The organism is Cobetia sp. SIMBA_158, assembly GCF_046566945.1.
GTDB lineage: Bacteria > Pseudomonadota > Gammaproteobacteria > Pseudomonadales > Halomonadaceae > Cobetia > Cobetia amphilecti.
Genome location: NZ_JAWJYL010000004.1, coordinates 306,366 through 323,367, shown reverse-complemented (window position 1 = coordinate 323,367; position 17,002 = coordinate 306,366). Strand labels below are relative to the sequence as shown.

Genomic DNA, 17,002 nt, shown 5'->3' with positions numbered 1-17,002 from the left:
CGGCAGGAATCGAAAAGGAAATCGCCAGTGAATAAACGCAAGTTACTGCTTCTGGGCGCCATCGTCGCTGCCATCGTGGTGTTCTTTGCCAGCGGGGCACAGGATTACTTCACTCTGCAGAGCCTCAAGGCCAGTCAGTCGGAATTTCAGGCACTCTTCGAGGAATCGCCGTTCAAGGTCGCGGGTACCTTCTTCGTCGTCTACGTGGCGATGGCGGCACTTTCACTGCCTGGTGCAGCATTGCTGACGCTGCTGGGTGGCGCGCTGTTCGGCTTCGGCTGGGGGCTGTTGCTGATCTCCTTCGCCAGCACCATCGGTGCGACGCTGGCCTTCCTGATTTCCCGCACTCTGCTGCGCGAGAGCATCGAGAAGCGCTTCCGCCGTCAGCTGGAATCTCTCAACCGTGGCGTCGAGCGTGAAGGCGGCTTCTATCTGTTCACGCTGCGTCTGGTGCCGGTCTTCCCGTTCTTCATCGTCAATCTGGTGATGGGGCTGACCCGCATGCGTGTGGTCACCTTCTACGTGGCAAGCCAGTTGGGCATGCTCGCCGGTACCGCCATCTACGTGAATGCCGGTCGCGAGCTGGGCCAGCTGGAGTCGCTGTCCGGCATTCTCTCGCCGGGGCTGATCGCCTCCTTCATCGCGCTGGGCCTGTTCCCGCTGATCGCCAAGAAGATCGTCGGCGTGCTGCGCAAGCGCAAGCAGCAGGCGGCCTTCACCAAGCCGAAGACCTTCGACTACGACATGGTCGTCATCGGTGCCGGTTCCGCCGGCCTTGTCACCAGCTATATCGCCTCCGCCGTCAATGCGCGTGTCGCGCTGATCGAGCGGCACAAGATGGGCGGCGACTGCCTCAATACCGGCTGCGTGCCCTCCAAGGCGCTGATTCGTGCCGGGCGTGCGGCTCATGAGATTCGTCAGTCCCAGCGCTTCGGGATTACCGCCAATGAGCCGGAAATCGATTTCGCCAAGGTGATGGGCCATGTGCATGACGTGGTGGAAAGCGTCGAGCCGCATGACAGCATCGAGCGTTACGAAGGCCTCGGCGTGGAAGTGCATACCGGCAGCGCCATGCTCAAGACGCCCTGGGAAGTGGAAGTCGATGGCCGTGTGCTGACCACGCGCAACGTGGTGATCGCTACCGGTGCCCGTCCGCGTGTGCCAGCTATCCCGGGTATGGAATTGATCACGCCGCTGACCTCAGAGAACCTGTGGGACCTCAAGGTGCAGCCCAAGCGTCTGGTGGTGCTGGGCTCCGGCCCCATCGGCATGGAGCTGGGTCAGAGCTTCGCGCGTCTCGGCAGCCAGGTCTCCATCATCGAGGGTGCGCCACGCGTGATGCCGCGCGAGGACGAGGAAGTCAGCACCTTGATGCATGAACAGCTCTCGGGCGAAGGCGTCGATCTGCGCGTCAATTCCACCGCCACGCGTATCGAGGTGCTCAAGGGCAAGGACAGCCAGCCAATGCGTCAGCTGGTGGTCAGCTCCCCCGAAGGCGAGGAAAGCTGGATCGAGTTCGACGAGCTGCTGGTGGCCATCGGCCGCGAAGCCAATGTCGAAGGCTTCGGGCTTGAAGCACTGGGGATCGCGGTTTCCGAGCGTGGCACCATAGATGTCTCCGAGTCGCTGCAGACCCTGCAGCCGAACATCTGGGCATGCGGCGATGTGGCCGGCCCCTATCAGTTCACCCATGCGGCGGGTCACCAGGCGTGGCACGCGGCGGTCAACGCGCTGTTCGGTGGCCTGAAGACCTTCAAGGTCGACTACCGTATCATGCCGATGGTCACCTACACCGAGCCGGAAGTGGCACGTGTCGGCCTCAACGAGACAGAAGCCAAGGCCCAAGGCTATGAGTACGAGGTCACCCATTACGCGATGGGCGAGAGCGATCGCGCGCTGGCCGAGCGGGCCACCGAAGGCTTCGTCAAGGTGCTGACCGAGAAGGGGCGTGATCGCATCCTCGGCGTGACGCTGGTCGGTGCCTCGGCAGGGGAGTGGCTGGCCGAATTCACCATGGCGATGAAGCATGGCATCGGTCTCAACAAGATCCTGTCCACCATCCATCCCTATCCGACGCTGTCCGAGGCCAACAAGGCCGCGGCAGGCATGTGGAAGAATGCCCACAAGCCGGAAGGCGTGCTCAAGGTGCTCGACCGTTACTTCACCTGGCGCCGCAACGGCCGCTTCGAGCCGACCAAGACCCTCAAGGCAAGCGCTGCCGAGCGGACCGTGGCTGTCGAAAAACAGTAATTGCTGAATCATGCCGCGGGCCTGCAGGTGCAGGGTCGCGGCATTTTTCCATCAGGAGAAGCCCTTCATGAAGACGAATCATCTGGCGGGTCGCCGTCGTGCCCTGGCGCTGATGGGTGGCTCGCTGGTCTTGCTGGCCGGCGTCACTGCCAGTCCCTGGGCCGCTTCTCTGGCGTATGCCGCCGACGCGCAGGCCGGGCGCCCGGCCCCTGAGCTCGCCTCGCTCGAGTGGCAGGTGATCGCCGAACGTGCACGCGGTCAACGGATCGACTTTCATGCCTGGGGCGGCAGTGAGGCGACCAACGCCTATCTGCGCGCCCAGGCCGAGACGGCGGCGGCGCGGCATGGTATCGAGGTGCGTCACGTCAAGATCGCCGATACCGCCGAGAGCGTCTCGACCCTGCTGGCCGAGAAGGCGGCCGGGCGCCGCGACGGCAGCATCGATGTGATCTGGATCAACGGCGAGAACTTCCGTGCGCTCAAGCAGGCCGAGCTGGTGTGGGGGCCCTTCGTCGAGCGTCTGCCCAACAGCGACTATCTGCTCGAGGAGATCGGCGCGCGCGATTTCGGGCTCGCCACCGATGGTCTGGAGGCGCCTTGGGGGCGTGCGCAGCTGATCTTCATGTACGACACCGCGCTGCTGGAATCGCCGCCGCGCTCCATGCAGGCGTTGCTGGAGGTGGCCAGAGAGCATCCCGGGCGCGTGACCTATCCACAGCCGCCCAGCTTCCACGGCACCACCTTCCTCAAGCAGGCCTTGATTGAATTGATGCCAGTGGAGCAGCGCGAGGTGCTGGCATCTCCCGTGGCGAGTGATGCTCAGTTCGCTGAGGTGACCGCACCGCTGTGGGACTATCTCGATGCGCTGCATCCTTTGATGTGGGCGCAGGGCGAGCGTCAGCCAGCCGGTGCCGAAGAGCAGATGAAGTTGCTCGCTCAGCGCAGCGTGTGGATCGCGCTGACCTTCGTGCCCCAGGAAGTGGCCAACGCCCGTCAGGAAGGGCGGCTGCCACCGACCATCGAGCCGTATATCCATGACGGCGGCACTCTCGGCAATGTGCACTATCTGGCGATTCCGGCCAGTGCACCGCACAAGGCCGCAGCATTGGTGTGGATCAATCAGTTGATGTCCGCCGAGGCCCAGGCTGCCAAGGCCGATCCCTCACGCTGGGGCGATGACACGGTGCTGGATGTCGCCCGCCTGCCGCCGCAAGAGCGCGCCGCCTTCGAGGCCTTGCCACAGCTGCCCGGCAGCATGTCGCCAGAGGCCTTGGGCACACCACTCAGCGAGCCACACCCGAGCTGGACCGACGCGTTGGAGGCCGAGTGGGCGCGACGCTATCGCAACTGACGCAATGGGTCGCTGATCGCTGGCGTGTCGCCCCCGCCACTGGTCATGCGCCGCTGACGACCGCCCGCGTGCTGCGCTGGGGCGTCTTGCTGTTGCTGCTCGGCCCGACGGCGCTGGGGCTGGCCGGTCTGGTCGCGCCGGCCTTCGGGCTGTGGCCGACGCTGGGCTTCGAGGAGGTCTCGGCGGTCGCCTGGCAACGCTGGTGGGCCTTGCCCGGGCTGGCGGAGGGCTTTCGATTGACGCTGGTCAGTGGCCTCGGCGGTACGCTGCTGGCGGTGCTGCTGACCATGGGGTGGGTCTCGGCGGCCGCCGGGACTCGCTTCGGCGAGCGCATGGAGCGCCTGCTGGCCCCGATACTGGCGATGCCGCATCTGGCGCTGGCACTGGGACTGCTGTGGCTGGCCGCCCCGAGTGGCGTGCTGATGCGCCTGCTGCTGGCGCCCTTCGAGGTGCTGGTACCGCCGCAGTATCCGCTGCCGGATGCCCACGGCATCTCGCTGGCGGTCGGTCTGGCGCTCAAGGAGGCGCCATTCTTGATGCTGATGGCGCAGACGGCGCTGTCACGCCTGCCGGTCACGGCGCAGCTGCAGGCAGGGCAGGCGCTCGGCTACAGCATCCCTCAGCTGCGCTGGCGCATTCTGATGCCACAGGTGATGCGCGCCATCGCCTTGCCCATCGGCGCGGTGCTGGCCTACTCGCTGGCGGTGGTGGATGTGGCGCAGGTGCTGGGGCCGACGCGTACGCCGACGCTGGCGGTGCGCCTGATCGAGCTGTGGCGTGACAGTGACCCGACGGTGCGCCTGCCGGCGAGTGTCGGCGCCCTGATGCTGGCCCTGCTGGTGATCGGGATGATGGCGCTGGGCGCGGCGCTGGGACGCGCTCTGCTGACCTGGCATCGCGACTGGGTACTGAGCCATCACCCGGCGCGCGCAAGCCGCCTGGCGCTGGCGAGTGAAGCCATGTTCGGGCGTGTCGCGCGCGGAGTGCTGGGCGTGGTCACGCTGATCTCATTGCTCGCCTTCGTGGTGATCGGCGTGCAATCGGTGGCCAGAAGCTGGTTCTTCCCTGCTCTGTTGCCGTCTCGCTGGGGCTGGGAGAGTTGGCAACAGGCCCTCGCTGGCCTGGGGGATGCCTTCAGCAACAGCCTGTGGCTGGCACTGCTGGTGGCGACACTGGCCGTCATCCTCAGCGTGGCGGTGTTCGAGCGTGAGCGAGAAAGTGGCCGCCTGCGCGGCTTCGTGGTCTGCCTCTATCTGCCATTGCTGCTGCCGCAGGCCAGCTTCCTGTTCGGCTTTCAGGTCGGTTGGTTGAGCCTGGGGGCCAGCCCCGGTTGGGCGGGAGTGGTGATCGGCCATCTGCTGTTCGCCTTGCCTTACGCCTGGCTGACGCTGGCCGGCCCCTGGGCGCGCTTCGATACCCGACTCGAGCAGGCGGCGCGTCTGCTGGGGCGTTCACGGCTCGAGGTGCTGATCGGTATCCGCCTGCGTCTGATGCTCAGGCCGCTGGCCATCAGCTGGGCAGTGGCCTTCGCGGTCAGTATCGCGCAGTACGTGCCGACGGTGGTGCTGGGCGGCGGGCGTGTCCCGACCCTGACCACCGAAACCCTGGCGCTGGCGACGGGAGCCGACCCGCGCCTTACCGCGGTGGCTGCCTGCCTGCAGGCCTGTCTGCCGCTGGTGGTCTACCTGCTGGCGCGTGCGGTACCTGCCGGGCGCTCGGTCTCGCCGACGCGCGGCTGATCGCCTGTCAGGCGCTGGAATGACGATGACCTCAACGACTTCATGGGAGTAGATGCAACATGCTGGACAAGTGGACCTCACGCTGGGTACAGCCGCCTCTGAAACGTCTTGCGAAAAGTGCGGCGGCGCGCGGTCTGCATCCGGATCAGCTGACCCTCGCGGGCTTCGCCATCGGCATGCTGGCGTTGCCGTTGCTGGCTTATGGGCATTTCGGTCTCGCGCTGATCGCGATCCTGATCAATCGGGTGGTGGACGGGCTGGATGGCGCGCTGGCGCGGCACGCCGGCCTGAGCTCCGATGCCGGTGGCTTTCTGGATATCTGTCTCGATTTCCTGTTCTACGCTGCCGTGGTGGTGGGCTTCGCCCTGGCAGATCCTGGTGCCAATGCGATGGCGGCGGTGGCACTGCTGTTCGCCTTCGTCGGCACGGGCTCGAGCTTTCTGGCCTTTGCCATCATGGCGGCCAAGCATCAGCTGGAGCGGCCCAATTTCACGCGCAAGGCCTTCTATTATCTGGATGGCCTGACCGAGGGTACCGAAACCATCGCCTTCTTCGTGCTGGCTTGCCTGATGCCACAGCATTTCGCGTGGTTGGCGTGGATCTTCGCCGCGGCATGCATCCTGACCACGCTGACGCGCGTATGGGGAGGGTATGTCACCTTGCGAGCCCAGGATGAGCATCACAGCGCCGACCAGAGTTGATGCGCTGCGAACCTGGCCTTGCTGATGATACGGCTCGTTACCTTTCTTACTCGCCTTGCTCACTTGCCTTGCTCGGGCGCCTCGGAGTCCTGCCAATGAAGATTGCTTCCCGTCAGTTGCCATCATTCCTGCCCCTGTTCGCGGCAGTCGCCTCCAGCGGCCTGCTGGCGGCGCTACTGCCCTCGGTGACCCACGCGGCTGACAGGAGTTTCTCGCCTGCACAGATCCTTGCCTGGGGCGAGAAGACCTTCGAAGGCCAGACGGCCTATCGCGTGGTGGAGCGCGATGGCAGACCTGCGCTTGAAGCACGTGCCCAGGGTCAGGCATCCGCGCGTTTTCTCGAGGAAGATATCTCGCTGGAAGAGACGCCCTACCTGAAATGGTGCTGGCAGGTGGACAGCATCTACCCGAGCGTGAACGAGAAGACCAAGGGCGGCGATGACTATCCGGCGCGTCTCTACGTGGTCAACAAGACCGGTATCCTGCCGTGGCAGGTCGAGGCCATCAATTACGTCTGGTCCAGCAATGAAGCCAAAGGCAGCCACTGGGACAATGCCTTCACGGATCGTGCCGTGCTGCTGGCCGTTGAATCCGGTGATGAGAAGGTGGGGCAGTGGGTGGCGGAGGTGCGTGATCTGCGGGCTGATTACGCGTCACTGTTTGGCAGCAAGCCGAGCGAGATTGCCGGACTGGCGCTGATGGCTGACGGTGACAATGCCGGCGGTGATGCCACGGCGCTGTTTCGTGGTCTGAGCCTTTCCAGCGATGCCACGCCGCCCAGCTGCGGTGCCTGATCCGGAATCATGAGTGATCAGGGCTGTGAAGAGAGGGCTGAGCCAGTCTGACAAGCGCGCCAAGCCAGCCAGGCCGACACGAAGCCAGACACGAAAAAGCCCCGCGACTGATGACTCAGTCGCGGGGCTTTCGGTTCCGGCCTCCCACAGAGTGGGAGGCGCTCATCCGGGGCGATGCCTCAGATGAGGGAAGAGGCGGAGCTTAGTGCTCCACGCCGCCTTCGCCGTGAACGTGGCCGTGTTCCAGCTCTTCAGCAGAAGCTTCACGCACGTTGGTGATCTGCACGTCGAAGTTCAGGGTTTCGCCGGCCAGCGGGTGGTTGCCATCGACAGTGACAGTGTCGCCTTCGACCTTGGTGACGGTGACCATCAGCGGGCCGCCCTGGGTCTGCGCCTGGAACTGCATGCCAGCTTCGATGTCTTCGACACCCTGGAAGGCTTCACGCGGCACTTCCTGGACCAGGGCTTCCTGGACTTCGCCGTAACCTTCTTCCGGAGAGACGGCAACTTTCAGCTCGTCGCCGGAAGTCTTGCCGTCGAGTTCCTTCTCGAGGCCCGGGACGATGTTGCCAGCGCCGTGGATGTAGGCCAGCGGCTCGCGACCTTCGGAGCTATCCAGCACTTCCCCTTCGTTGTTGGTCAGGGTGTAGTGGAAGGATACGACGGCATTCTGGGCGATTTGCATGATGAGAGCCTTTCGATAGGTATATGAACGTCAATGGTAACGTGCCCCTGAGGTGACTGTCAGGGGGGAAACTGGAAAAAAGCCGCGTATCACGTGGCTCCTGGCCCGCTGATGACATTGCCTGAGAGGCAATCCAGCGCACGTTACCTTGTCTTGAAAGTATAGGTGACGCTCGCATGCGTGCATTTCAACCCTGAGGCAGGGTTTTTTCTCACCCCCGACGCCATCGGTGAAGAAAGGGGCAAAACGGTTGGATTATCAGGTGTCTGGCGGGGTTGCCCTGTCAGCGCACAGCGGCCTTGCTGCTGGCGGCCAGACAAGGTTGGGGCGATGGCTTGCGAGGGCCACAGGGTCTGGTTACTCTGCCTACTCGGATATTGCGGATTCTGACGCGCGGCCCGAGGTGGCCTCGCTCTGCACACTCTGTCCCGTCGCCTGACGGGAAATGACAACTCAGGCGCCATGCGACCCTATTTTTCAGGAGAGAATTTCGATGACCGTGACATTGATCTGGCTGGTGAGCTTCGCTGCGATCTTCATGCTGTGCTTGAACCGCTGGGAAGGCTCGCTGGGTGCCACCGTCAAGCGTGTCCTGCCGGAGGCTCTGAGCATCGATAGCGGTGACCGCTACGTCTGGGGCGTGGCCCTGGGTATTCTGGGTGCGACCTTCATCGTCAATCCCGTCTCCATGCTGATGGCATTGATCGTGCTGGCGCTGATCGTTCTGATCGGCGGCAAGCTGATCTGCTGGGGCATGAGCAAGGTCAAGATGCACTGATTCAACCAGCAGCAACCTTCCGGGAAGCATGACGTTTCCCGCAGACAGAAAGGCCGGGCTATCTGCCCGGCCTTTCTGTTTCTGCTCATCCATCACGTCTTGTCAGTGCTGCCTGCAGCTCAGTGCCGAGTCATAGCCAGGTCGAGAGCGTCAGCGAGCCGAATTGATCGCTCTCCTGCTGCGTCTCGAATTCGTGGGTGCGCCACACGTTGACGAACGCCAGCTGCCAGCGTTGCCAGCTGAGCGCGAAGCCCAGCTGCAGGTCGCCGACCAGTGGGCGACGGTCCACCGAGGCGCTGTCCTCGAAGCCATTGCCATCCAGCAGCATGTTGTAGGCCATCGCGCGGCCCTCGATATTGGCGAACAGGTACCAGGCGAAGTCACCGTCGGGATGGAAGTACTGACGGCCGCCCTGGGCCGGCGCCACCGTCGGTATCCCGTAGCTGCGAGTCAGCCCCTGGCCGATGCGTACCCCGCCACCGACGCCCGCATAGGTGTAGAGATTGCCCAGCGCCACGGAAGCCGAGGGGCCGTACTCCACCTCCAGTCCTGCGGCCCTGGCCGGCAGCCATAGCTGCGTCTGCCAGCCGGTGCTGATCACCGGCTCGTTGTGCAGCTGGTGATCCCAACCCTCCGGCTCATCACTGCCGGTCAGCTTGTGTACCGCCTTCTGAGCATCCTTGGCGCCCGAGGCCGGGCCGACGATGCCGAGATCCAGATTGAAGGTATCCACCCGTCGCCAGTCATCTCCCTCTTCACCGGCGAACAGCGAGACGCCACCGAACAGGTAGCCCGCGTAGGGGCGGTCATCCTGATCCGGTTGCTCCCGCTTGATGTCATTGGGGGTATAGATCTGCTGTCCGAAGCGATAGGCCGTGGCGTCCAGTCGCGCCGCGCTGAAGCCGGGCACCCAGTTCGCGAATGAGCGTGACCAGTGCTGCTCTGGTGTCTTGAAGGTGTAGCTCAGCGCAAAGCCGTTGGTGTAATGGCCATCATCGCCGGAGGTGAGAATGTCGTTCTCGACCTTCAATGACAGCACGCCACCCTCGTCCTCGGCGGCCTCCACCATGGGGGCCAATGCCACCGCGCCCAGCATGATCAATGCCATGCCCAGGCGCCGGGTCGAGAAGGCCGGCGCCATCTGCGGGGCGTGGCTTGAGGCGGCGGTACCGCCGGGACTGTCATTGACTGGACTGGGATAAGCGCGGGGAGCGTTTCTTGAAGATGACGTGACACAAGACAGCTTGCGGGTGCCTGGGCGAGAACCTGGCGGACGGGCAGTGACGGGACGCATCGCAACTCCTGGGACGGGTAGTTGTGTACAGAGTCAAGTTAGGCTGCAGGCGTATAACTTTGCACAAAAAATCCCGATTTCATAGCCTGTTAATCAATAGGCAATCTGCATATCGCCCACTGCGGCGAGCCGTACCTGTGTGAGAATGAAGGAGGGGATGCGAAGCGAGGGGGTGGGCCGTGTGGGAGATGCAGTAGCGCAAGAGGTGCGAGAGACGCGAGAGAGGCGAGAGAGGCGAGAGAGGCGAGAGAGGCGGGGATGCTTGAGCCAGGCGAGATGGGGGAGAGCGTGACGGCGTTTCCCGCGCAGGGCTGCGACAGGCGCCGCTGAAGGGCGCAGAAACAAAGCGGCTGGCGCCCCGGCAAGGGAGCGCCAGCCGTCGAGAGACTCAGTAAGGCGCGACGCTCAGGTTGGCGCCGTAGCCGACCAGGCGGACACGTTGGCCAACCGAGAAGGCGGTGTCGGCTTTCTGGACGACGATGAGGCTGTCGCCGGCATCGCGGCGGACTTCAATCTCATAGGCGTCGATCTGGTCGACATTGTCAGCGATCGACTTGCCGGCCACGCTGCCGCCGATGGCACCCGCGGCGGTGGCGATCGCACGACCGGAGCCGCCGCCGATCTGGCTGCCGAGCAGGCCGCCGACGACCGCGCCACCCAGGCCACCGAGCACGCCGCTGCCTTCATCCTGTGCCTGGATCTGCACCGGGCGCAGCGAGGTGATGGTGCCGTAGCTGACGGACTGTGCGCGCTTGGCCTGATCGCCGGTGTAGACGTTGCCGGAATAGATGTCGCTGTTCGCGCAGCCGCCAAGCGTCAGCACGCCGAGTGCGATCACGGGCAGCCAGCGGCGTGCGCCAGTCGATCGTTTGTGAGTCAGTGAGAGTGTCATGGTGTGTCTCCTCGCATGATGCGGTGCAGCTTGAGGTTGTGATGGAGAATGCTGAGTGCTGAGAGAGCAAGGCTCAGGTAGGCGATCACTTCCTTGGGCCGCCAGCAGGTTCTTGTCACGACGGGCGTGCGAGAACACTGTTTCTTAACATTATAGACCACGTCGACCATGACGGGTTCCCGACCTGAAACGCTGAGGTGACGCAACTTCTGCACTTCCCTGTCGCGTGAGTGCTACCACGTGAGTACCGACCACGTGAGTACCGGCGCATGAGTGCTGCCACGCAAGCACTTCCGCGTGAGCACTTCTGCATGAGCCATGCCGCGTGAATGTCAGTGGCAGGGCATCCGTCGACGTTGGTTGGCATTCGCGGCGGGCATCCACGGCGGGCATCCACGGCGGGCATTCAAGGCGTAAAGCACGAAAAAGCCCGCGTGAGCGGGCTTCGGTCAGTCTGCGGGTGGCACCTCGCGCAATCCTGTCATGTCGAGGTGCCATACCGCGATGTCAGCGGTCTAGAACTGGTCTTCTTCCGTGGAACCCGTCAGTGCGGTGACGGAGGAGTTGCCGCCCTGAATGACGTTGGTCATGTCATCGAAGTAACCGGTGCCGACTTCCTGCTGGTGCGCCACGAAGGTGTAGCCCTTCTCGGCTGCGGCGAATTCGGCTTCCTGCACCTTCTCGACGTAGTGCTTCATGCCTTCGCCCTGCGCATAGTCGTAGGCAAGATCGAACATGTTGAACCACATGTTGTGGATACCGGCCAGGGTGATGAACTGGTACTTGTAGCCCATGTCCGACAGTTCCTGCTGGAACTTGGCGATGGTGGCGTCGTCGAGGTTCTTCTTCCAGTTGAAGGAAGGCGAGCAGTTGTAGGCCAGCAGCTGGTCCGGGTATTCCTTCTTGATCGCTTCGGCGAAGCGGCGCGCCTCCTCGAGGTCCGGCTTGGCGGTTTCACACCAGATCAGGTCGGAGTAGGGTGCGTAGGCCAGGCCGCGGGCAATGGCTTGATCCAGGCCTGCATTGACGCGATAGAAGCCTTCGTCGGAGCGCTCACCGGTCAGGAATGGCTTGTCGTAGTCGTCGACATCGGAGGTGATCAGGTCGGCGGCATTGGCATCGGTACGCGCGATGACCAGGGTCGGGACACCCGCCACGTCAGCGGCCAGGCGAGCGGCCACCAGCTTCTGCACCGCTTCCTGGGTCGGCACCAGTACCTTGCCGCCCATGTGGCCACATTTCTTGACCGAGGCCAGCTGGTCCTCGAAGTGCACGCCGGAGGCACCCGCACGGATCATGGCGGTCATCAGCTCGTAGCCGTTGAGCACGCCACCGAAACCGGCCTCGGCATCCGCCACGATAGGCGCGAAGTAATCGACGAAGCCGGCATCGCCCGGATTGGCCCCTTTCTGCCACTGGATCTGGTCGGCGCGGCGGAAGGTGTTGTTGATGCGCTTGACCACGGTCGGCACGGAATCCACCGGATAGAGCGACTGATCCGGGTACATGGCTTCACTGGTGTTGTTGTCGGCGGCGACCTGCCAGCCGGACAGGTAGATGGCCTCGATACCGGCCTTCACCTGTTGCATGGCCTGGCCACCGGTCAGGGCGCCCAGACAGTTGACGTAGCCCTTCTTGGCATCACCATTGACCAGCTTCCAGAGCTTCTCGGCACCGCGGGTCGCCAGGGTATTGGCTTCCGGAACGGAACCGCGCAGGCGCACCACATCCTCGGCGGAATAGGGGCGAGTGACCCCTTTCCAGCGCGGATTCTCGGCCCAGTCCTTTTCGAGCGCGGCAATCTGATCGGCACGTGTGTGACTCATGGTGGCATCTCCTGATGGCTTCGTCGTCGGGGCTCAGCCCCTGGCGTGTTGTCTGTGTCTTGTGTCTGTTCGCTTGTCTTTCGTCTGGCGTTCGACGCGAGAGCGACGCGTGAAATGGGAGTGTCGGTGCTCTGCGTCTTGAGTTGCTGCATGACAGTTTGTTGTTGTTATTGATCTTTCAGGCGTTACCAGTGGAGTCACGCCGTGCGACAGAAGGCGTCGTCGGTGGCGTTGTCGAGCTCCGCTGGCTCAGCAAGTCTGAAGCGAGCCTTGATCACGCCAAGGCAGGCAGTTTCCAGGCCGGGGGCCGCTGTCAGCGTGATGCTGTCCAACCAGGGCATCAGGAAGTACAGGCTGGCTTCCAGCGTGGGTAACGTGCAGTGGCTGAGGGTGAGGGCGATGCGTGGCGGCCTGCCGTCCGGCGCACGCAGCCGTGAGATCAGCTCTCCCCAGCACAGCGCTTCGCGCACGCTGCTGATCTGGGCAATGGCCAGCACCGAATGACGTTCGCCGCGATGCCGCGCGGCGGCCAGGGTCCAGAGGGCCCGGGGGAGCGGGCGGTTGCCCAGCTGCATCCCCGTCACGTCATCGGTGAGGCCGGCAAGCGCCAGCTGGTCAGGTGCATCCTGCGTCTCGCCAGCGGTTGCCGGCTGCACACTGCACTTCAGCTGCCCATTGCACTTCAGCTGCCAGCCACTGGCCTGTGAGCGCAGTTGCCACTGCTCGCCAGGAAGTTGCCAGCGCTGGTCGCGACTCAGATGGCAGATCGTCTGCGCCTGTGCCGCCACCGACTCCGCTGTCTGCGGTGGCAGTAGGTCCTTGAGGGGACGTGCCAGCTTGAGAATCCGCGTGCGGATCTCGGCGTTGTGCCATTGCTCGGCCAGAGCGGCATCCTCAGGCTGCCCGAGTACCTGGTCACCTCTACCGCCCATCAGGGTGGTCTGCGTTCGTGAGTCTGAGGTGAGCATGGGCGAATCTCCTGAAGGCGGTGCCGGATCGGGCAGCGTGTCATGTCGCAGTGCAGCGTAAATGACCTGATCTCTAGCATCGCTCCGAAATTGAGTGCTGTCTTTCATTCCTTGGTCGCATTAAAACGATCGTTTTACATCAGTTTCAACGTTGTGGAATTCTTGCTGGCAAACAGTCGTTTTAATATTTCTCAATGACGTCATGATGTCAGTATCCATGGGCCTTGGGGAATGATGACTTGGTCAAGGAGCGGGTTGTAGCCAGACTACAAGAAACTTCAAGGCACAAAAAAACCGGCCCCAAATGGGGCCGGTTTTTGTAAGGCAGACGCTAAAATTCAGTTCAGAATCAAGCGCATGCTGCGGTGCGGTATGCCGGCATCGAGAAACTCGTCGCCGTAAGCCGTGAAGCCGAGGCGTTGATAGAATTCCAGCGCATGGGTCTGAGCATCCAGTAGCACTTCAGCATGACCAGCCTGGCGCGCAGCATGGATGACCGCTTCCATCAGGCGTTGGCCAAGCCCCAGTCCGCGTGCTTCGGAGAGGATGGCGACGCGTCCGACATGGCCGTCCGGCAACAGACGGGCCGTGCCGACGGTGCGGCCATCCAGATGCACGAGGAAGTGTTCGCAGGCGTCGTCGCGCCCGTCCCACTCCTCATCCTGCGGCACCTGCTGTTCCTCGATGAACACGACGCGGCGGATCTCGCTGGCCTCGTTGCCCAACGTCTGCCAGTCGCCCCGTTCCAGGCTGATCATGGCGTCACTCATTCTTCATCGTCCTCTTCGTCCTGAAGGTCACATTCCAGTATCAGGCTGCCGCGGTTGATCAGCGCCGTCAGCAGGCTGACCACGGCACTGCGATCAAGGTCTGCTGTGGTGTAGTCAAGCAACACCGCGGTAAGGCGCTGATCGGAGGCCAGCGCTTCCGCCAGCGGCTGAGGGGCCAGGATGCCATCGCCATCGACGAACAGCGTGCTGGTGCCATTCTCGCCGTGACGGAAGGCGAAGCGTGAGCCCAGGGAGCGCACCAGTACGCCTTCATCTTCCAGATACTCGACAAGCTCATGGGTCTTGAGGGCCGGTTCGCGGGCGGCGAGCTGCTCCAGATACTTGGGCTGGGTCATGTAGCGCCCGAACCACTGCGCCAGCTGGGTCGGGTTGTCCAGCGTGCTGAGCAGCAATTCACGCACGCGCTCGAGCGAGGCGTCGTCCAGCTCACCGGCATTGGCGACCGGTGCCATGCCCTGGTCACGGTAGCGCAGCGATTCCGGCAGGCTGGCACCCAGATAGTCGGCGTAGGAGGTGACGACTTCATCGGCGGAAGGCGCACGGAAGCCGACGGAGATGGTCATGCAGTCATCGGACTGGCTGACACCGTGGTGCGCCAGGCGCGGCGGCACGTAGAGCATGTCGCCGGGTTCCAGCACCCAGTCCTCGCCCGGAGTGACCTCGAAGTGCTTGAGGATGCGCAGGTCGATGCCATCGATGATCTCGGCGTCGTCACCGTGCATGCCGCCCAGCTGCCAATGACGCTGGCCCTGGGCCTGCAGCAGGAAGACATCGTAGTTGTCCAGGTGTGGGCCGACGCTGCCGCCGGTCGGCGCGTAGCTGATCATGATGTCATCGAGGCGCCAGCGCGGCAGGAAGGTGAAGGGCTCGAACAGCGCGGCGACGTCGGGGACGTAATGGTCCACCGCCTGTACCAGCAGGCTCCACTGGCTGTCGTCCTTGGCGTCGAGACGCGCGAAGGTCGCTTCATCGAAGGGGCCGTGGCTGACCTGCCAGGCCTTGTCCGGGCCGTTTTCCTCGACCAGACGGGCTTCGATGCCATCTTCACAGGCCAGACCGGCCAGTTCATCGGCTTCCAGCGGCGTCTCGAAGTCTGCGAAGGCCCCGCGGATCAGCAGCGGCTTCTGCTGCCAGTAATCGCGCAGGAATTCACGGATGCTCAGGCCGCCCAACAGTGCCAGTGGCATGTCGGTGTCGCGGGGGGCGGGGGAAGTGCTCATGCAGAACCTCTCGAACGCGAACGGCAGCCTGTCAGGGGGCGGCGGTCTCGCGATGACGTCGTTGAAGCCGTTTTGCCGGATGGCAGACGGCGATGCGTTCCATGCCGAGCCTTGAGAGCGTGGCATGTCGTGCCCACTGACGGAGAGCGTCAGTGGTCGTGAATCCAGTGTGTCGTTCAATGTGCAGCGTGCTGCATGCTGTCTAATACGCAATGCATGACGCCGGAGCAGAGGCCCCGGCGTCTTGAGACTTGCAGTGACCTGCGCCGCTTAGAGCGCCTTGGCCTGTGCAATGGCGTTGCCGATGTAGCTGGCCGGGCTCAGTGCCTTCAGCTCGGTCTTGACGCCTTCCGGCAGTTCCAGCGTCTCGATGAAGGCGGCGAAACCGGCCTGGTCGATACGCTTGCCACGGGTCAGCTCCTTGAGTTTCTCGTAGGGCTTCTCGATGCCGTAACGACGCATGACGGTCTGGATCGGCTCGGCCAGCACTTCCCAGCTGTTGTCCAGATCGGCGTTCAGGCGCTCCGGGTTGGCTTCCAGCTTGCTGATGCCTTTCAGAGTCGCCTGATAGGCGATCAGACCCTGCGCCAAGCCGGTGCCCAGGTTGCGCAGCACGGTGGAGTCGGTCAGGTCACGCTGCCAGCGGGAGATCGGCAGCTTCTGTGCCAGATGGCCCAGCACGGCGTTGGCGATGCCCAGATTGCCTTCGGAGTTCTCGAAGTCGATCGGGTTGACCTTGTGCGGCATGGTGGAAGAGCCGATCTCGCCGGCCACGGTACGCTGCTTGAAGTAGCCCAGCGAGATGTAGCCCCAGACGTCACGATCGAAGTCGATCAGGATGGTGTTGAAGCGGCAGATGGCATCGAACAGCTCGGCGATGTAGTCGTGCGGCTCGATCTGGGTGGTGTACGGGTTGAAGGTCAGCCCGAGGCTCTCGACGAAGGTTTCGGCGTTGGCCGCCCAGTCGATGGCCGGATAGGTGGTCAGGTGGGCGTTGTAGTTGCCCACGGCACCGTTGATCTTGCCGAGCATCTCGATGCGTTCGATCTGCGCCAGCTGACGACGCAGACGCGCGGCAACGTTGGCCATTTCCTTGCCGAGGGTGGTCGGGCTGGCAGTCTGGCCGTGGGTGCGTGACAGCATCGGCTGTTCGGCGTGCTGGTGGGCCAGCGCGACGATCGCTTCGGTCACTTCACGCATCTGCGGCAGCAGCACGTTGTCCAGGCCGCCACGCAGCATCAGGGCGTGAGACAGGTTGTTGATGTCTTCACTGGTGCAGGCGAAGTGGATGAACTCGGTGACGGCGTTGAGTTCGGCGTTGCTCTCGACCTTTTCCTTCAGGAAGTACTCGACCGCCTTCACGTCGTGGTTGGTGGTGCGTTCGATGTCCTTGATGCGCTGGGCATCCTCGACACTGAACTCACTGACGATGCTATCCAGCACGGAGTTGGCATCCGCGGAGAAGGCCGGCACTTCAGCGATCTCGGCGTGGGCGGCCAGGCGTTGCAACCAGCGCACCTCGACGATGACGCGGGCACGGATCAGGCCGAATTCACTGAAGTGCTCGCGCAGGGCCTCGGTCTTGGCGCCATAGCGGCCATCGACGGGAGACAGGGCGGTGAGGGCGGACAGCTGCATGATGAGAATCTTCCGATGGAGGCAGGACATATCGCGCTGCCGGTTCAAGTGTCTCGGAGCCCGGTTGATGGGCTC

The 17,002-nt window shown here is 63.5% G+C and carries 15 protein-coding genes; 6 read left to right on the top strand and 9 right to left on the bottom strand.

From position 1 onward, the window contains the following. The first annotated feature begins 27 nt into the window (after positions 1-27). The 5 genes from R2R70_RS09130 (at position 28) to R2R70_RS09110 (ending at position 6,835) form a co-directional block, all read left to right on the top strand. A complete protein-coding gene (locus R2R70_RS09130; protein ID WP_410977863.1) occupies positions 28-2,250 on the top strand; it encodes an FAD-dependent oxidoreductase in 2,223 nt (740 codons plus the stop codon). 67 nt (positions 2,251-2,317) lie between these two features. Continuing rightward, positions 2,318-3,601: an ABC transporter substrate-binding protein gene (locus R2R70_RS09125; RefSeq protein ID WP_159055839.1), complete on the top strand. Its 1,284-nt coding sequence runs from the start codon at positions 2,318-2,320 to the stop codon at positions 3,599-3,601. Beyond that, positions 3,577-5,340, top strand: a complete 1,764-nt coding sequence (locus R2R70_RS09120) for an ABC transporter permease (RefSeq protein WP_410977862.1) — start codon at positions 3,577-3,579, stop codon at positions 5,338-5,340. The genes R2R70_RS09125 and R2R70_RS09120 overlap by 25 nt, the downstream gene beginning before the upstream one ends. Before the next feature lie 59 nt (positions 5,341-5,399). Further along, positions 5,400-6,041, top strand: a complete 642-nt coding sequence (locus R2R70_RS09115) for a CDP-alcohol phosphatidyltransferase family protein (protein ID WP_410977861.1) — start codon at positions 5,400-5,402, stop codon at positions 6,039-6,041. 95 nt (positions 6,042-6,136) lie between these two features. After that, positions 6,137-6,835 (top strand): DUF3047 domain-containing protein, encoded by a 699-nt coding sequence (locus R2R70_RS09110; RefSeq protein WP_131432625.1) that lies wholly within the window; start codon positions 6,137-6,139, stop codon positions 6,833-6,835. A gap of 202 nt (positions 6,836-7,037) precedes the next feature. Here the strand turns inward: R2R70_RS09110 and R2R70_RS09105 are convergent, their stop codons facing one another. Next, the gene (locus R2R70_RS09105; protein ID WP_043333860.1) at positions 7,038-7,520 is read right to left on the bottom strand and encodes a peptidylprolyl isomerase; all 483 of its coding nucleotides are present in this window, start codon (positions 7,518-7,520) and stop codon (positions 7,038-7,040) included. Between the two features lie 493 nt (positions 7,521-8,013). On the opposite strand from R2R70_RS09105, the gene R2R70_RS09100 reads away from it, so the two are divergent. Next, complete coding sequence (locus R2R70_RS09100) at positions 8,014-8,298, top strand: hypothetical protein (protein ID WP_043333859.1); 285 nt, start codon at positions 8,014-8,016, stop codon at positions 8,296-8,298. A 130-nt stretch (positions 8,299-8,428) separates the two neighbouring features. Here R2R70_RS09100 and R2R70_RS09095 read toward each other — a convergent pair whose 3' ends face one another. The 8 genes from R2R70_RS09095 to purB all read right to left on the bottom strand — a co-directional run bounded on the left by R2R70_RS09095 (position 8,429) and on the right by purB (position 16,927). Next, entirely contained in the window at positions 8,429-9,592 is a 1,164-nt protein-coding gene (locus R2R70_RS09095; protein WP_410977860.1) for a lipid A deacylase LpxR family protein, read from the bottom strand. A gap of 388 nt (positions 9,593-9,980) precedes the next feature. Further along, on the bottom strand, positions 9,981-10,484 hold the full coding sequence (locus R2R70_RS09090) for a glycine zipper 2TM domain-containing protein (RefSeq protein WP_052384587.1): 504 nt from the start codon (positions 10,482-10,484) through the stop codon (positions 9,981-9,983). After that, positions 10,481-10,654: a hypothetical protein gene (locus R2R70_RS09085; RefSeq protein ID WP_153636430.1), complete on the bottom strand. Its 174-nt coding sequence runs from the start codon at positions 10,652-10,654 to the stop codon at positions 10,481-10,483. The genes R2R70_RS09090 and R2R70_RS09085 overlap by 4 nt, the downstream gene beginning before the upstream one ends. A 345-nt stretch (positions 10,655-10,999) precedes the next feature. Continuing rightward, the gene (gene aceA / locus R2R70_RS09080) at positions 11,000-12,310 is read right to left on the bottom strand and encodes an isocitrate lyase (protein ID WP_043333858.1); all 1,311 of its coding nucleotides are present in this window, start codon (positions 12,308-12,310) and stop codon (positions 11,000-11,002) included. 197 nt (positions 12,311-12,507) lie between these two features. After that, entirely contained in the window at positions 12,508-13,278 is a 771-nt protein-coding gene (locus R2R70_RS09075; RefSeq protein WP_410977859.1) for a hypothetical protein, read from the bottom strand. Positions 13,279-13,616: 338 nt separating this feature from the next. Beyond that, positions 13,617-14,048: a GNAT family N-acetyltransferase gene (locus R2R70_RS09070; protein ID WP_279832157.1), complete on the bottom strand. Its 432-nt coding sequence runs from the start codon at positions 14,046-14,048 to the stop codon at positions 13,617-13,619. Next, entirely contained in the window at positions 14,045-15,289 is a 1,245-nt protein-coding gene (locus R2R70_RS09065) for a JmjC domain-containing protein (RefSeq protein ID WP_410977858.1), read from the bottom strand. Before R2R70_RS09065 ends, R2R70_RS09070 begins: the two co-directional genes overlap by 4 nt. Before the next feature lie 270 nt (positions 15,290-15,559). Beyond that, on the bottom strand, positions 15,560-16,927 hold the full coding sequence (purB, locus tag R2R70_RS09060) for an adenylosuccinate lyase (protein WP_410977857.1): 1,368 nt from the start codon (positions 16,925-16,927) through the stop codon (positions 15,560-15,562). Positions 16,928-17,002 lie beyond the last annotated feature (75 nt).